At 65.3% G+C, this 15,697-nt stretch carries 11 protein-coding genes; all 11 read right to left on the reverse strand.

Translation table 11 applies throughout. The features are described 5' to 3' along the window. Positions 1–9 precede the first annotated feature (9 nt). A complete protein-coding gene (locus tag F2P46_RS10975) occupies positions 10–1,830 on the reverse strand; it encodes a HAMP domain-containing sensor histidine kinase (protein WP_166888818.1) in 1,821 nt (606 codons plus the stop codon). A gap of 155 nt (positions 1,831–1,985) precedes the next feature. Next, positions 1,986–5,525 (reverse strand): pectinesterase family protein, encoded by a 3,540-nt coding sequence (locus tag F2P46_RS10980; RefSeq protein WP_166888821.1) that lies wholly within the window; start codon positions 5,523–5,525, stop codon positions 1,986–1,988. A 174-nt stretch (positions 5,526–5,699) separates the two neighbouring features. Beyond that, positions 5,700–6,209, reverse strand: a complete 510-nt coding sequence (locus tag F2P46_RS10985; protein ID WP_166888824.1) for a VPLPA-CTERM sorting domain-containing protein — start codon at positions 6,207–6,209, stop codon at positions 5,700–5,702. A gap of 138 nt (positions 6,210–6,347) precedes the next feature. Continuing rightward, positions 6,348–8,171, reverse strand: coding sequence for a glycoside hydrolase family 28 protein (locus F2P46_RS10990; protein WP_166888826.1), 1,824 nt, complete (start codon positions 8,169–8,171; stop codon positions 6,348–6,350). A 30-nt stretch (positions 8,172–8,201) separates the two neighbouring features. Beyond that, on the reverse strand, positions 8,202–10,907 hold the full coding sequence (locus F2P46_RS10995; RefSeq protein WP_166888829.1) for a TonB-dependent receptor: 2,706 nt from the start codon (positions 10,905–10,907) through the stop codon (positions 8,202–8,204). Positions 10,908–11,139: 232 nt separating this feature from the next. Next, entirely contained in the window at positions 11,140–11,844 is a 705-nt protein-coding gene (locus F2P46_RS11000) for a FadR/GntR family transcriptional regulator (RefSeq protein WP_166888831.1), read from the reverse strand. Positions 11,845–12,027: 183 nt separating this feature from the next. Further along, positions 12,028–13,410: a hypothetical protein gene (locus F2P46_RS11005; RefSeq protein ID WP_166888834.1), complete on the reverse strand. Its 1,383-nt coding sequence runs from the start codon at positions 13,408–13,410 to the stop codon at positions 12,028–12,030. Positions 13,411–13,422: 12 nt separating this feature from the next. Next, the gene (locus F2P46_RS11010; RefSeq protein WP_166888837.1) at positions 13,423–13,704 is read right to left on the reverse strand and encodes a flavin reductase family protein; all 282 of its coding nucleotides are present in this window, start codon (positions 13,702–13,704) and stop codon (positions 13,423–13,425) included. 85 nt (positions 13,705–13,789) lie between these two features. Next, entirely contained in the window at positions 13,790–14,530 is a 741-nt protein-coding gene (locus F2P46_RS11015) for an ABC transporter substrate-binding protein (RefSeq protein WP_166888840.1), read from the reverse strand. Positions 14,531–14,572: 42 nt separating this feature from the next. Next, positions 14,573–14,791 (reverse strand): molybdopterin-binding protein, encoded by a 219-nt coding sequence (locus F2P46_RS11020; RefSeq protein ID WP_054267531.1) that lies wholly within the window; start codon positions 14,789–14,791, stop codon positions 14,573–14,575. A gap of 31 nt (positions 14,792–14,822) precedes the next feature. Continuing rightward, positions 14,823–15,650: a class II glutamine amidotransferase gene (locus tag F2P46_RS11025; protein ID WP_166888843.1), complete on the reverse strand. Its 828-nt coding sequence runs from the start codon at positions 15,648–15,650 to the stop codon at positions 14,823–14,825. Between the last annotated feature and the right edge of the window lie 47 nt (positions 15,651–15,697).

Genomic DNA, 15,697 nt, shown 5'->3' on the forward strand with positions numbered 1-15,697 from the left:
GAGCGCGGTTCAGCCGACCGTCGTGCCCATTGCCGCAGTTTCGTCGGCCATGCCGGCCGCGCGCATCTCCGCCGCCGGCAGCTCGATGGTAAACCGGCTGCCTTGGCCCGCGCCCTCGCTGTACGCGCTCACGCTGCCGCCATGCAGCTCCACCAGTTTGCGCACCAGCGCCAGGCCCAGTCCGAGCCCGCCGGTGGCCCGGTCCGGCGTGCGCCGCCCCTGCGAAAACAGTTCGAACACGCGCGGCAGCAGTTCCGGTTCGATCCCGTTGCCGTTGTCGCTCACCTCGACGCTGACCCGCTCGCCATCGCGCGCCAGCGTCACCCGGATCGACGACTGCGGCGGCGAATACTTGGCGGCGTTGACCAGCAGGTTGGTCAGCACCTGGATCAGGCGCGTGGCGTCGCCGCGCACCCAGTATTGATCGTCGCCGCAGATGGTGTCGAAGTGGTGCGCGCCCTTGAGCATGGCGCCCATGGTCTGTTCGACGGCGGCGGCCAGGATGGCGCGCATCGACACCGGTTTTTTCTCCAGCGTGATCAGGCCGCGCGTCACGCGCGACACGTCGAGCAAGTCGTTCACCAGGTGATTCATATGGTCCACCTGGCGCGAGATGATGTCGCCCGCCTGGCGCATCTGTTCGGGCGAGATATTCGGCATCTTGAGCAGGTGGGCGGCGGTGCTGATCGGCGCCATCGGGTTGCGCAGCTCGTGCCCGAGCATGGCCAAAAATTCATCCTTGGAGCGGTTCTGACCCTCGGCGATTTCGCGCGCCTGCTGCGCTTCGAACAAGAGACGTTCGCGCTCGGCCGAGGCGCTCGCCAGCAGGTGGGCGCCCAGGTACACGTTCTGGTCGAGCCGGTCGACTTCCGTGATGCCCGAGTACAGCGGCAGCCGGGTCGGCCCGCTCACCATCGCGCGCGCCGCCTCGCCGGTGCGGGCAATCGCCCGGGTCACGCGCGCGCTGAACAGCAGGGCGGCGGCGCCGGCCAGCAGCAGGGCGATGAGCAGCCCCGACACCGAATAGAGCACCGTGCGGCGCGCGGTGCCATCGATCGTGGCGCGCGGGGACGACATCGCCACCCACCAGCCCGACACGGTGGACACGGTCAGCATCGCGTAGCGTCCGTCCGCCGTGGTCACCAGCCCGTTCTCGCGCAGGCGGATCGCGACCAGCAGCGGCGGCGGCGCCAGGCTGCCCACGGCCGCGTGCTTGCCGTTGCTGGCCAACAGGCGGCCCTGACGGTCGTACACGCTGAAGGTGGTGCCCTCGGCGTCCGGCGCGGGCAGGGCGCGCAGCAGGTCGTCGACGTCGAAGCCATAGCCGAGCACGTAGCGCACGCCGTTGTCGAGGAACACCGGAAAGTCGACTTTGACGACGTAGTTCTCGGGCAATTTGCCCGGCAACAGGTCGGAGATGGCATACGCCGCGCTCGAGAGCATGCGCTCGACGCGGGCGCGCTCCCTGGCGCGGGTGTCGGGCAGGCTTGCATCCGGCGGGCGGGTGGTGTCGACGAGCAACTGCCCGCTGTCGTCGAGCAGCTCGATCCAGGCGCCGTCGTTGCCGGCCATGGTGCGCGCCTTGATGCCGAACTGGGCGATTTGCCCGGCTTCGAGTTTGTTCGAACTGCTGAGACCTCGAATCAGGCCGATCGCCTGGTGCCACTGGCCATCGACGGCGATCGAGGTGGCGCGCGCCGCCAGTTTCATGGACAGCACGGCGGCGTCGCGCTCGGCCTGGATCAGGCGGCTCATCGGGACGGTGGAAAACAAAATCACCGGCGCCAGCGCCGCCACGATCATCAAGGCAAGGAAGGACCGAATCTTCATGATAACTCTTCCGGGAGGACATGCCAGCGCGAGCGGAGTCGCCCAGGCATTGCATCCCATTAAGCTTAGCATGTCTTTACGATCAAGATTCCTATTAGTATTTCTTTACTGTTGGATTCGGGGAACGCTACTTGACGCGGCGCTCCCCATGCGTTCTAAGGATTCCAGCCGAGCCCGTTGTTCCAGGCGGAAAATACCTTGGCGCGCGTGGCAAACCCGGCCGCCACTCCCTCTTCGCTCAGCAGGTAGCCGCCGACCCGCGCCGACAGGTCCAGGGGCGCGCCCTGCAAGTCGGTGGTGCCGAACTCGCGCCAGCCCGACAGCGCGTTCGGCTGCACCGGATTGGGCGCCGGCTGGCCGTTCACGCCAGGGCCGGCCCAACCGGCCGGGGCCACGTGCGCGTCCATCTTGCAGTTGATGAAGGCGATGTTGTCCCAGCTGGCCGTGCCGCCGGGACTGCGCGCGAGCCACGTGGCGCCGTTGGGAACGTCGCCGTGCAGGGGACCGGGGCCGGGGCCGTGGGTCAGGCTGCTGCCCAGGAAAACGAAGCCTTTGTCGCCCGCGTTCGGCACGCGCGCCTGCAACACGTAACCGCCACTGCCGGCGCTGGTGCTGTCGCCGACGCTGCGGATCTCGCTTTCTTCGAACAGGGCCGCGCGCGCGCCGCCCCAGATGAAGTCGACGTTGCCGGCCACCAGCGAGCGGTAGAACCAGGCGTAGCCTTTCAGGTTGAGCGTGTCCTGTTCGCTGAAGAAGGCGGCGTTGGTGGCCACCAGGCGAGCGTCGCTGTTGAAGTACAGCGTTTCGGCCTGCGCCGAGATGGCCGGTGAGCGCAGGGTGGTGTTTTTCAGGGTCAGGTTATCGAGCGTGACCATGTCGGCCGCTTCCACCAGCAACACCGGGCGCCCGCCCAGCGGTGCGCCGCTGCCTCCCGGCGCTTCGCTCGCGCCGGTGCCGGGGTTGAGGCTGTCGTGGTTGGTGTAGTGGATCAGCACGCCGTCGCGGCTTTCGCCCTTGATGCTCACGTTGTCCTTGCCGCGCAGGTACAGCAATTCTTCGTAGCTGCCGTTGCGCACGCTGATGGTCACCGGCTCGGCCCTGGCGAAGGCGCTGGTTGCGTGGTTGAGCGCGCCTTGCACGGTGCGGAAGTCGGCCGGGCCGTCGTCATCCACGACGAGGCTGGCGCTGGCCGGCGCGCCGGCCCTGGTCGTAAAGCTCCAGCCGCCCGCCTTGCCGATGCCGCGAAACGGCGTGCCGCCCAAGGTGGCGCCGTTGAACACGCCGTCGGCGATGGCCACGTAGTAAGCGCTGCCGTAGGCGAGGCGGTTGTTGTGCGGCTTGATGCTCACCGTGTTGCCGTGGATGTGCACCGGCGCATAGCGCACGCGCCGCAAGCGGTCCTGGCCGGCATGGCCGATCGTGTCGATGTCGTCGGCCGGGCGGATCACGTCGACCAGCGCATCGTCGCTCTTGCGGAAGATGCGGATGGTGCCGCCGCTACCCAGGGTCGGCGCGTTGTCGAAGGTCAGGGTGAGCGGGCTGTCGATGGCCTCGTCGACGGCGCCGGCGGGCGGGAAGCTGGCGCCGTCCAGGCGATAGGTCTGGGTCGGCTGCACGAAGCCCGGCGCGATGGTCGCGCTGATGCTGCGCGTCAGGGTCGGATCGGCGCCGCTGGTGAAGATGATTTTGGCGCTGCCGGCCGCCAGCGGGGTCAAGGTGACCGTGGCGCCGTCGCTGGCAACGCCCACCACGCCAGGCCTGCTCGACTCCACCGTGAAGGTATCGACGCTGCCGTCGCCTTTTTTCGCGCCCACGTTGATGAGCAGCGGAGGATCGCCCGCCTCGGCCGTGTACGCCAGCGGGTGGGGAGCGAGCGTTAGTTGCACCGGTTTCATCCGCGGATCGCCGACCCGCACATCGTCGATCTGGAACGACTTGTTGGTCGTGTACAGGCCGATCAGGCCGCGCGCGGCGAAGCTGCTGTCGCTCACCGAGCCGAGGTTTTCGCCATCGAGATACAAGGTCAGGGTGCTGCCGATCATCTCGAAACGCACGGTGTAGAACTGCGCGTCCATGGCGATGGCGCGCTTGCTTTGCTTGATCTTGCTCAAGCTGTTGCCAAGCATGCGCGCGAGCTCGACCTGTGTGCTGGTGCTGGCGTTTTGCACGTTCAGGCCGGCGCCGTACCAGTTGGCCGGATCGACATAGCGCGTGATCAGGTACAACTGCTTGTTGCCGGTGGTGCTGTTGGTCAGCGGTCGGATGCGCGCCTCGACGACATAGTCGCCCGAGGGCACGCCCTTGAACGCATCCGGCTTGACCAGCGCCAGGATGCCGCCGCTGCTGGCCGCCGTGTATTGCAGCACCTTGTTGCTGGTGCCCGAAGCGTCCGCCTGCACGCTGAAGGCGCCGTTCGGGCCGGGCAGCGGCAGCAAGCTCCAGCGCGCGCTCGATCCATCCTGGAAGTCGTCGCAGAAATACAGGCCGGTGGCCGGGCAGGACAGGGTCGGCACGGTGTCGGTGCTGGTGTCGCCAGTACCCGTGATGCTGGTGCTGAGCTTGCCGCCGCCGGCCTGCGCCAGGGCGTTGGCCTTGACCAGGGCTGGCGGGCGTGGCGTGAACGGATATGGCGGGTTCCAGCCGGAAGGGGCGAGCGCGCACGCCGGCAGCGCCGCGCCATTGAGCAGCGAGCCGGTGTCGCTGAAGGCGCCGCCGCTGCCACCGGGCGCCGAGACGATATCGGCGCAGGTGCTCGCGCCGGCGATGGCGAAGACGTTGTTGTCCGAGCGGATCTTGGCGTTCTGGCCGATGCCCACGCTGTAGGCGTGCGGATACGCCGGCGCCGCCTTGCTGCCCATGTAGTAATTGTTGAACAGATGGACCATGCCGAAGCGCACCCGTGGCGAGCGCTGGGTGACATCGGCGTACACATTGTTGCTGAAAGTGACGCGCAACTTGCCTTCGTCGGCGGTGGCGGTGTCGCTCGAACCGATCAGGTTGTTCTTGTTGTGCTGGCCGAAGTGGTTGTACGACACCGTCACCAGGTCGGAGGCGTTGGTGATGTCGACCGCGCCGTCGTGGCATTGCTTGTGCTTGCCGTTTTCGATGACTTGCAGGTCGTCGGTCAGCGGCGCGTCGGTAAAGCTGTTGTGGTCGATCCAGACATGATGCGAGCCCGATACGCCGATCGCGTCGTAGGCCGAGTTCCAGTTACCGGCGGCGCCGTCGAGCGGGTCCCAGATGGGGCCGACGTCGCACGGGTTCATGATCTTCAGGTTGCGGATGATCACCTGTTCCACGTTCTGCACGGCGATATGGCCATTGACGATGCCGGCCGTGGCCCCGGCGCCGATCAGGGTAGTGTTGCTGCCGAGGCGAATGGCGCCGCGCGCGGCCTGCTCGCCGGTGCTGGCGTAAGGCACGCCGCCGCTCATGTCGATCATGCCGGTCAGCTTGATGATCTTGCTGCTGTTGCCGCCGTTGCGCAGGGCGGCCAGGAGCTGGGCGCGGTCTGCCACCGTGTAGATTTGCTCGGGCACGGCGTTGGCTCCGCCTACGGTGCCCCCAGACTGGCTGGCCCAGCCATCGGCGGGCGCTGTCTGGCGTGCAGGGTCGACGGCGGCATGGGCCTGGCTCCAGGTGAACGCCGTCAGCAGGGCGGCGCTGAGCGCAGCCCTGATAGGTGCTTCTTTCATTGGATTCTCCGGTGACTAAGTAAGTGTGCAGAAATTATTGTCATTTATAGCGAACAGAAGCGGATGCCTGGCAAGGCGCACGCCGCGACGCAGTGCGAGCACTGCTAGCGGTGGGCAACGCAGCAAGGCGCCGCTTATGGAAGCTGGAAATGACAAGAATTTATGCGCACTTACTTAGGCTGTGGGGGCGCGGCGGCGCATCAGGGCGAAGGCGGCAAGGCCGGCCAGCATCAAGGTGACGCTTGCTGGTTCGGGCACGGGCGAGGGCGCCGCTTCCAGGCGCGCGCTGAAGCTGGCGAAGCCGCCGCCCCAGTCGAGCGCGGAGAGGTCCAGGCCGATGGTGTGGCCGTCGATCAGGTTCAGGATGGGCAGGCCGCCGATGGCCGCGCTGCCCTGCAAGGTGAAGCGCGTCAACGGTGCGCCCAGGCTGGCGCCGAAATCGAAGCGCATGCTGTACGCGCCCGCTTGCACCGGGCCATTGTTATAGACCGTCATCAAGCCGTCTTCGGCGAAGTCGATGCCGAACAGGAAGTCGGCACTGAGGAATTCGACGCCGCCGGCGCCGGTAGGGTCGATGGCCGTGACGTTCGACCCCGGAACCGGGGCGAACTGCTGGTCCAGCCCCAGCATGCCATCAGCCGACCCGTTGTAGGTCGCGCTGATGGTGGTGTGTTGCAGCGGCAAAACTGCCGCCTGTGCTTGTCCCGCGGTCAATGCCACGACCGCGAGTGTCTCCAACATTTTTCTTGTTTTCATTTTTTTGTCGTCCAATAAGTGAAACAGCAGGCTACATCGTCAGTACCTCATCAAAAACTTGTTGAACTACGCCGTCACGGTGGTGTTGATCACCTTGCCGGCGATGGTCACGTTTGTCAGTTTTGCCGACTTCACGTTGTAGGCGAACCAGGGCTTGTCGGCATTGGCCGGGGTGCCGAAGTCGCAGTCGGTGATCGTGATGTCGGTGATCGGCACGATCTTGGACGGATCGTCGCCGTTGTAATCGAAAGCGACAGGCCCGAGCAGCATGATGGCCTGGAAGCACGAATACGTGCCGGCGCGGGTCTTGACGTTGCCGACCTTGACGTTCGAAATGTGTACGTTGGACACCACCGGCGGGCGCGTGCGCACGTTGTCGGCGGTCGGTGCGTAATCGCAATCGATGGTGATCACCGCGCCGGCCGAGGACGACACGGTGTTGGGGGCGATCGGCGAGCCCGGCAGAGGGTTGTAGTACTGCGGCGTGGTCTGCACCCCGTTTGGAATCGTCACGTTGCGCACGTAAAAATGCTTCAGGAAGCCGCCACGGTTCATATTCGTCTTCATGCGGATCGCCGTGCTCAGCGGGCTGGTGGCCCAGTTCACATTGCGGAACTCGATATCCTGCGCGTACACATGCTCGATGCCGCCCGACATTTCGCTGCCCAGGGTCACGCCGCCGTGGCCGCTGTTCATGATGCACTTCTGGATCAGCACGTTCTGGGTCGGCCCGAACTGCGTGTCGAGATTCTTGCCGGCCTTGATCGCGATGCAATCGTCACCGGTGTTGAAGGTGCAGTCTTCCACCAGCACGTTGTCGCACGCTTCCGGGTCGAAACCGTCGCTGTTCGGTCCCATGCTGTCCATGTGGACCTTGCGGATTTCGAGGTCGCGGCAGGCCACCGGGTGGTGCAGCCAGAACGGCGCCTGGTTGACCTGGTAGCCCTTGAGCAGCATCTTGTCGCAGCCGATGAACTCAATCATGCACGGACGCAGGTAATGGCCGCGCCCGAACACGCGCTTGCCGACCGCTACGCCCGCTTCCGACAGCGAGGGCAGGTAGGATTCGTCGTTGCGCCAGCGGCTCGAATCGCCTTCGATCAGCTTAACCTGGCTTGGGCTCAGGTCCGGCGCCACCGTCAGGATGCTGGGCGGATTGGCCGGATTGACCGCCACCTGCGAGGCCAGTTCCCTGGCGCCGCTGCGCTTGTTCTTCCAGTCCCACCAGCAGTCGCCGCCGTTCAGCGGCACGCCGCCCTGGCCGTCGAGAATGCTGGTCCAGTCTTCGCCGGTCAGGGCGATGTTGTTTTGCTTGTGCGCATACACCAGCGGCGAATAGTTCAGGCAATCGTTGCTCTGCCAGCGCGACAGGGTCAGCTTGCCGTTGGGGCCGCAATCGACCTCGCCGTATTTGGCGAAATCGTCCGGATCATTGCTGAAGAACACATGCGCCCCCGATTTGAGGTGCACATGCACGTTCGAGCGCAGCACGATGGGGCCTTTGCACAGCCAGGCGCCGGCGGGAATCACCACGCGCCCGCCGCCCGCCCTGGCGCAGGCGGCAATCGCGGCCGCAATGGCCGGATAGCAATCGTGCGCGCCGGCGGCCGGCGTGCTGACCATGCCCGGCTCATGATGGCCGATAAAACCTTTCACGGTGCTCACCTTGCAGGGCTTGGCGCCGTGCGCGGTGATCGGGAAATCCTGCTTGCGAAATACCAGCGGCGTCTTGAAGCGCGCGGCAATGGCTTGCGCCTGTTGCCATGGGTCGGCTGGCTTCTCGTCGGCCATGGCCGGCAGCGACATGGCGCCGCCGCCCAGGGCCAGGCCGGCGGCCCCGGCGCCGCGCAGGAGGGCGCGGCGCCGGGTATCAATCGAATGCTTGTTCATGAAGGTGCCTGTTGTATCAAAAGTTGTACGTCAGAAGTTGTAAGTCATGCGCAGATTGTACGAGCGACCGATCGGGTTGGCCGCGCTGCTCAGGTAGCCGAAGGTGTAGCCGCTGTGGTTGGTGACCGGCGGGTTTTCATCGAACATATTGGTGATGCCGGCCACGATGCTGATGTTCTTGAAGCCGGTATACGTGCCGGTCAGGTTCCACACCGAGTACGGCTTGATTTCGCGATGGTATTCGGCCGCCACCAGGTTCTGGTCGTCATAGTGCGAGTTGTAGTTCTGGGTCAGCTGCGCGCTGTAGTGGCCGCGCTTCCAGCTGGTCGACAAGGTGTGCTTCCAGCGATAGGTGATGATCGGGAAGCTGCTGGTGGTGCCGTTGCTGGCCAGGCCGAAGCGGCCGACGTTGGACACAAAGGCGCTGTCTTTTTCGAGCTGGTTGTCGAACTGGGTCAGGTAGGTGCCGTCGAGCTGGAACTTGAACTCGCCGATGTCGATCCGCGGCAGCGCGTAGTTGGCGGTGAGGTCGATGCCGGCGGTTTTCTGGCCGCCCAGGTTCATCGTCACGTTCTTGATGTAGGCCAGGGTGCCATCCGGATTGCGCACGAACAGGTCTTTGTACTTGGCCGGGTCCTGGAAGTAGACTTGCTCGGGCAGGTTGGCCAGCATGTTTTTCATGCGGATGTTCCAGTAGTCGAGCGAGACGGTCAGGTTCTTGACCGGCTCGACCACCATGCCGAGGGTCCAGCCGCGCGAGGTTTCCGGGGTCAGCTGGTCGTTGCTGCCGGTCTGCTTGGGCAAGGCCACGTTGCACACTTCGGACGAGACAGCGCCCGCCACGGCGGTGCCGCTGCCGGCCACGCCCGGTTTGCCGCCAGGGCACAGGGCCGGATCGTCCCATTTGCCGGAGGTGTTGCCGTTGGCGCCAGGCAGGCGGTAGCCGTAGCGGTCGAACAGGGTCGGCGCGCGGAAGCCCGTATTGGCCGAACCACGGAACATCAGGGTTTTCGACGGCTCGTAGCGAAAGCTCGCCTTCGGGTTGAAGGTGTTGCCGAAGTCGCTGAAATAATCGTCGCGCGCGGCCAGGTTGACGGTCAGTTGCTTGCTGATCGGAATATCGAGCTCGGCGTACAGGGCCGACACATTGCGCGCGCCGTCGCCATGCGAGGACGAGGCGTTGGCGTAGCTTACTTCGTTGGTGATGCCCAGGCGCGTATCTTCGGTGGTGTCGCGGTGGATGTCGATGCCGACCGCCATCGCCAGCGAGCCGCCCGGCAGTTGCATCAGGGTGCGGCTGGCGGTGGCGTCGAACCCTGCGAAGGTGCTGGTCGAATCGCGGTTCAGTTGGCCGTCGACCGAGATGTCGCGCAGGTAACCCTTGCCGGCTTCATCCTGCAGGCCGAACGGGTTGAGCACGCCGCTGGCCAGGCCCGCGTTCAGGCCGGGGCCGCTGACATAGCCGGTGTTGTAGTAGTTCTTGCGGTTGCTGTGGCCGTAGACCAGGCCGGCTTTGTAATCCCACTCGCCGATCTTGCCTTCATCGACCAGCGCCAGGCGCTGGTTCAGCTGCACGTCCTTGTTGCTGGCCAGTCCCAGGTCGGCCACGCTCCAGGTCACGATCAGCGGTTCGCCTTTCAGCCCGGCCACCGCCGGCACGCCGCCGGCGCCGCCCGGATACCACTTGCTGCTGGCCGGCACGCGCGCGCTGACGCCCTTGGCGGCGACGCTCTGGGTCGGATTGCGGGCCGAGTAAATGCTCGACTCGCCGCGCATGTAGTCCAGGCTCAGCGTGTGGTCGTCCGAGAACTGCCTGGTGCCGCGCGCGTAGAAGGTCAGCTGCTCGGTTTCGTGCAGGGCGGTGCCATACTCGTTGTTGTCGATGACGCAGGTGTTCTTGGCGCCCTGGATCGAGTACGGCGCGGCGCAGCCGGACTTGTAGTACGGGTTGGCGGCGGTCTTGTTGGTGGCGGTGGTGAAGTTGGCCGGGCTGGCGTAGCCGCCGGTGGCCAGGGTCTGGGCGCGGCCGATGCCCGCCAGCAGTTCGGGCGAGCTCAGTTCGGCGCGGTCGCGTGCGGCCAGGCGGCTGCGCTGGCGGCCGTCGATGGTGCCGTACAGATTCCAGCCGTCGGTGGCCAGGTTGCCCTTGCCGAAGGTGGCCGAGACGCGCTGCTCGTCGCCGCCGCCCGATTTTTCGGGCTGCACGTACTGGGCGGTGATGGAGCCGCCTTCGACGCTGTTTTTGGTGATGAAGTTGACCACGCCGCCGATGGCGTCCGAGCCGTAGATGGAGGAGGCGCCGTCGCGCAGGATTTCGACCCGCAGCAGGGAACTCATCGGGATGACGTCGAGGTTGGCGTAGCCGTCGGCGATCGCCTCATTGGCCAGGCGGCGGCCGTTGAGCAGCACCAGGGTGCGGTTCACGCCCAGGCCGCGCAGGTTGATGTTGGTGCCGGAACCGGCGTTGGACGGGGCCAGCGAGTTCGATTGCGGCAGCGCCATCATCACATCGGCCAGGCTGGTCATACCGCGCTTGGTGAATTCCTCGGCTTTGATGGTCGAGACCGGCAGGGCCATCTCGGTGGCAAGGCGCTTGATGCTCGACCCGGTCACTTCGATGCGCTGCATGCCCGCGTCAAGCTGTTGGGCCGCGGCCTGGTTCATCACCGTCAGCACCGCAAGGGTGATGGACGACAATACGAGTTTCGAGTGGATCGAGCTGGTGTGCTTGTTCATGTGAGACGGTCTCCTGCGGATTATTGTTTGACATTAAACGCTCCCGGCGATGGCGCGGAAAGCTGGTCAGGACACCTCGCGTATCCTGTGCCATGGCGACGAAGGCGCGAGCCGGGGTCGACATGGTCAATAATGGTTTGCTCATGGTTTGCTCATGGCTTGCTCATGGCTTGCTCGTACGGTGCGGCGTTCTGCGCGCCTGCTCTCCACTGATACATATAGAGGTCGGTGCTTATCCTCGCGAAAAGGTGCGCGTCACCCGTTCCAGGTGGGCGCGCATGGCCGCGTGCGCTTCGGCCGGATCGTGGGCGACGATGGCGTCGAGGATGCGGCGGTGATCGAGCAAAGTGGCCTGGCGCAATTCTTCGGTCTGGAAATGTTCCTTGAGCTTGTGCCAGAGGCGGCCGCGCTGCTTCCACAGGTGGTCGACCGCGCCGACCATGGCGCTGTTGCCGGTGGCGCGCGCGATCGACAGGTGAAAGTCGCGGTCGAGCTTTTCGTTGCTGCTGTAATTGTCGTGCTGGCGTTCCATCTCGACGACGGCGCTGCGGATGGCCTCGATGGCGCTGTCGCTGGCCATGCGGGCGGCGCTGGCGCACACCTCGGCTTCGACCAGGCGGCGCGCGGCCAGCACTTCGAAGGGGCCGGGGCCGGCTTCGTCAAGCTCGTGGCGGGGAAGCTCGACGCGGCTGACGTAGACGCCGGAGCCGCCGCGCACGTCGACCACGCCGCGCAGTTCGAGCGCGATCAGGGCTTCGCGCAGGGAAGCGCGGCTGACGGCCAGGCGGCTTGCCATCTCGCGTTCGGGCGGCAAGCGTTCGCCGGCGCCGATTCCCTGTTCGCGGATCAGTTCCTCGATGCGTCCGGCGACGATGCGGTACAGCCGCGGTTCGTGCGCGAGGGCGTTGTCGGGAGCGGGTGTGACTTTCTTGAGCATGGCGGCCTGCACATCTTTTGGTCAGGCCATTCTAAAGTGGTCTGACCAATCGCGCAAGGTGCTCGGGCCAAAATAGTGGAGATGGGGGCGGATGCGAATCACAAGGGCAGGAGGACGCGCTCCGTCGGCAAACCGTCTCCCCCGCGCAGGCGCCCACGCGGGGGAGGCGGGTCATTCAGTGGTCTACTTCGCAAGTCGTCGCTGCATGGCTGCCAGGCGCCGGCCCAGGCGGGCCATCAGGCTGCCCAGCAGATAGCGCACCGTAGCCAGCGGATGCTGCACGCCGTAGCCTTGCCGGCCCAGGTTCTGCGGCATGAAAAAGCGGCTGAAACGCTGCAGCGCGCCGCTCTCGCCGAGCCGGAAGCGGGCGTTGACGCGGGTGGTGTTGAAGCCATATTCATTGGCGAACAGGAACACCGCGCTGGGCGAGGTCATGGAGATATCGGCCAGTTCGTCGTCGTGCAACTGGGTGCAGCCGCGCAGGTAAGAGACGCGGATGGTCAGGGCGATGTCGGGAATGCGGATCACCAGCGGCTGGATCAATCCGACCAGTTCCAGCAGGCAAGGCAGCCCCAGCAAGTTGGCGTTGACGCCCTTGCGGTAGTTGTCGGCGGCGGCGCGCACCTGGGCCGGGGTGGCCGGCGCTTCGGACGGCAACAGTTCGCACGGCACGCCGAGCAGCCGTTCCCAGTGCTCGACGGCCGCATCGCTGGCCCAGGCCAGGCTTTCGGCGGTGTCCACGCCCAGCGCGATGGTGTCGCGCGGCTGCAAAAAGCGCACCGAATCGGTTGCGCGCGACAGGCGCGCCCACTGCGCCAGGCGCTGCGGCGTGTTCTGGTGATCGTTCATATAGCAGTTGTCGATGTGCGAAAACGACACGAACGAGGCGAACGGCACCGTAATCCTGGGCGCGAAAGCGGCGATCTGCAGCTTGATGCGGTGCAGCTTTTCGGCCGCGGCGGCGCAGCGCAGTTCGGCCTGGAAGGGATTGCCGACCCAGTTGGCGTAACCAAACCCGGTCATCAAGACATCGACCCGCTCGCACAGCAGCGCGATGCTGGCCTTGACCTGCGCGCACTGGGCGGCGCTGTTCAAGGCGCAGTCGTTGATGTTGAGCACGTGACGCCCGCCCGAGCTGATCAGGCAATACGCATCGCCATCGGCATGCGGAAACACGGTGATGCGCATCTCGCCATCGAGCGCGACCGGAATGCCGGGCTGGCATTCGATGACATCGAAGCCATTGTCGCGCAAAAAGTTGACCACGCGCTTGTCCTTGGTTTCCTGGAACAGCATGGTGACCTTGCCGGCAAAATCGCGCTTGAGCCGCTTGACGAAGGGCACCGAAAAATGGTCGGGATGCTCTTGCGAAAACCAGATGAAGGTGTTGCGCTTCCCCGCGGCCAGTTCAGCGATCAATGCCGCGTTGGACGTGCTGTCGTCGAGCAGGCTCCAGCCATTGTTGAAAACCGGGCCTTCGACCCAGGGATCGGCCAGCAGCACGGTATGCTCGTTGGCGACATGAAAGCAGGCGTGGTTGACGAAGGTGAGCAGATTGTGGTTCATGGCGGCACCGGATCAGCTGAGGGCGATAAACCGGCTGCGGTGAAAACCGAGCGACCGGTGCGGATGAAACTGGCAGCGCGCGACCGCGCCGACGAAAATCATATGGTCGCCTTCCACGTAGCGGCTGCGCGAACGGCATTCGAAGCGCGCCACGCTCCACAGCGCCAGCCGCGGATCGGGCGAGACCGGGTTGAAGGAGTTGATGGTCACGCCGGAGGCGAACTGCGACAGCGCCTGTCGGAAATAGTTACTGTCGAAATCGGCGGACGGGGCGCACGGAGGATGGGCTTGCATGGCTGGCCTGCGCGTGGTGGAGGTTTACCCATACTAAAGGCGGTCGGGTGCGCGGCTTTGATCCTGCACAAGCGGCCTGAACAGCTCAGTTGGCGGGCTGGTAGCTCTCCAGGATGGTGTGCATCCGGCCATTCTTGCGCAGCGCCAGCAGGGCGCGGTTCATTTGCGCCAAGGTCAGCTTGCCGCCGGGCGGCAGCGCGCAGTAGGTATCGAACGGTTCGATGGCCAGCACCGTACGGCTCAGGCGTGCGCGTTCGGCGTGGGCGCGCCGCTGGTAATCGTAATACAGGGAATTGGTGAGCATGTAATCGAAGCGGCGGCGCAGCAGCTTGCGCAGGTTCAGGTCGTCGCTGACGGCGTCGTCGCGCACGAACTGCGGCCCCAGTTCATGATCGAGCACAGGGTAGCGGTAGCCGGTGATGGTGCCGGTGCGCGCGCCGGCCAGCTCGCGCAAGTTGCCCAGCGGCGCCGTATCGATGCGCCCGACGATGATCATCTTGTTGGAAAAGACCGGGTTCGACCATTGCCAGCGCTGGCCGTCGAGCCATTCGGGACGCAGGTCGCACAGCAGGTCGACCGTGCCGTCGGCCAGCGCGGCCTCGACCCGCTTGCGCGGCAAGGTCAGGTAGCGCGGGCGCAGGTTCAGCTCGCCCGCCAGGGCGTCGCCGACATCCTTGAGCAGGCCGCCGGTTAGCTCGATGCCCTGGAAACGGGTCATCGGCATGGCGCTGCCGGTGGACACGCCAAAGACGAGTTCGGCGCCGCCCGCGGGCAGCGCCAGTGCAATGGAACAGAGGGACGACAGCAGCGCAAAACCATTCTTCATGCCGCCATCATACCTTGCCGTCGCCGGCAAGGGCGCAGCGGCTTATTGGATCTTGGCGATGGACACCTCCGTCGATTTGACCAGGGCGATGACCTCGCTGCCGACCTTCAGGTCCAGGTCCTGGATCGAGCGGCTGGTGATGACCGAGGTGACGATGCCGTGCGCGGTTTCGACATCGACCTCGGACACCACCGGGCCGGCGATGATTTCCTTGATCTTGCCCCTGAACTGATTGCGTACGTTGATTTCCGAGATAGCCATGCTGTTCCTTTCGTGGGTGGGGAGGGGTGTTTCAGTAACTCATTAACAGGCGCAGCGGCTTGCTGCCGCTGTCGCTGCCGGGACCGGGGTGGATCGCTTGCGGCGCGCCGCAAGCGAACAATTTCAGCTCGCCCGGCGCGAAGCGGTGCCACTGTTCGCCGGTGGTCAGGGGCAGGGTGGCGATCACGACGATCTGGTCGTCCAGGTGGTTATGCTGGCGAAAATCGATCTGCAGGTCGCAATCGACCAGGCTGGCGCTGGCGAACGGATAGGCGCGCACCACGTAATGCAGCTGGGTCGAGCAATGCGCCAGTAAAAAGTCGCCATTCGATAAAATGAAATTGAAGGTGCCGTGGCGCGCGATCACCGCCGCCATGGTGTGCACCGCTGTAAAGAGCGCCGCGCGCGACGGCGGCTGGACCGGAAAGCGGCGCCGCAGCCCGGCCAGCAGATAGCAAAAGGCGCGCTCGCTGTCGGTTTCGCCGGCCGGGACGAAATGCGGATCGGGCGCCGGCTTGAACGTGCTCAGGTCGCCGTTATGGGCGAACGACCAGGTCGTGCCCCACAGCACGCGGGTAAATGGATGGCTGTTCTGCGGCGCCACCTCGCCCTGGGTGGCCTTGCGGATATGCGCCACCACATTCTTCGCCTTGACCGGATTGTGCTTGAGCGCCAGCGCCAGGGGCGAGTCGATGGACGGGCGGTCGTCGATGATCAGGCGGCAGCCGGACGGCTCGTGAAAGGCGATGCCCCAGCCGTCGCGATGCACGCCGGTGCGCCCGCCGCGCTCGCTGAAACCGGCGAAGCTGAAGTTCAGCGCCGCTGGCTTGCTGCTGTTCATTCCGAGTAATTCACACATGGGCGTCGCTTCCTTTTTGCATCTGTCGCCCCCAGCGTAGTCGCGCC

Source organism: Massilia sp. CCM 8734, from assembly GCF_011682155.1.
Lineage (GTDB): Bacteria > Pseudomonadota > Gammaproteobacteria > Burkholderiales > Burkholderiaceae_D > Telluria_A > Telluria_A rubra.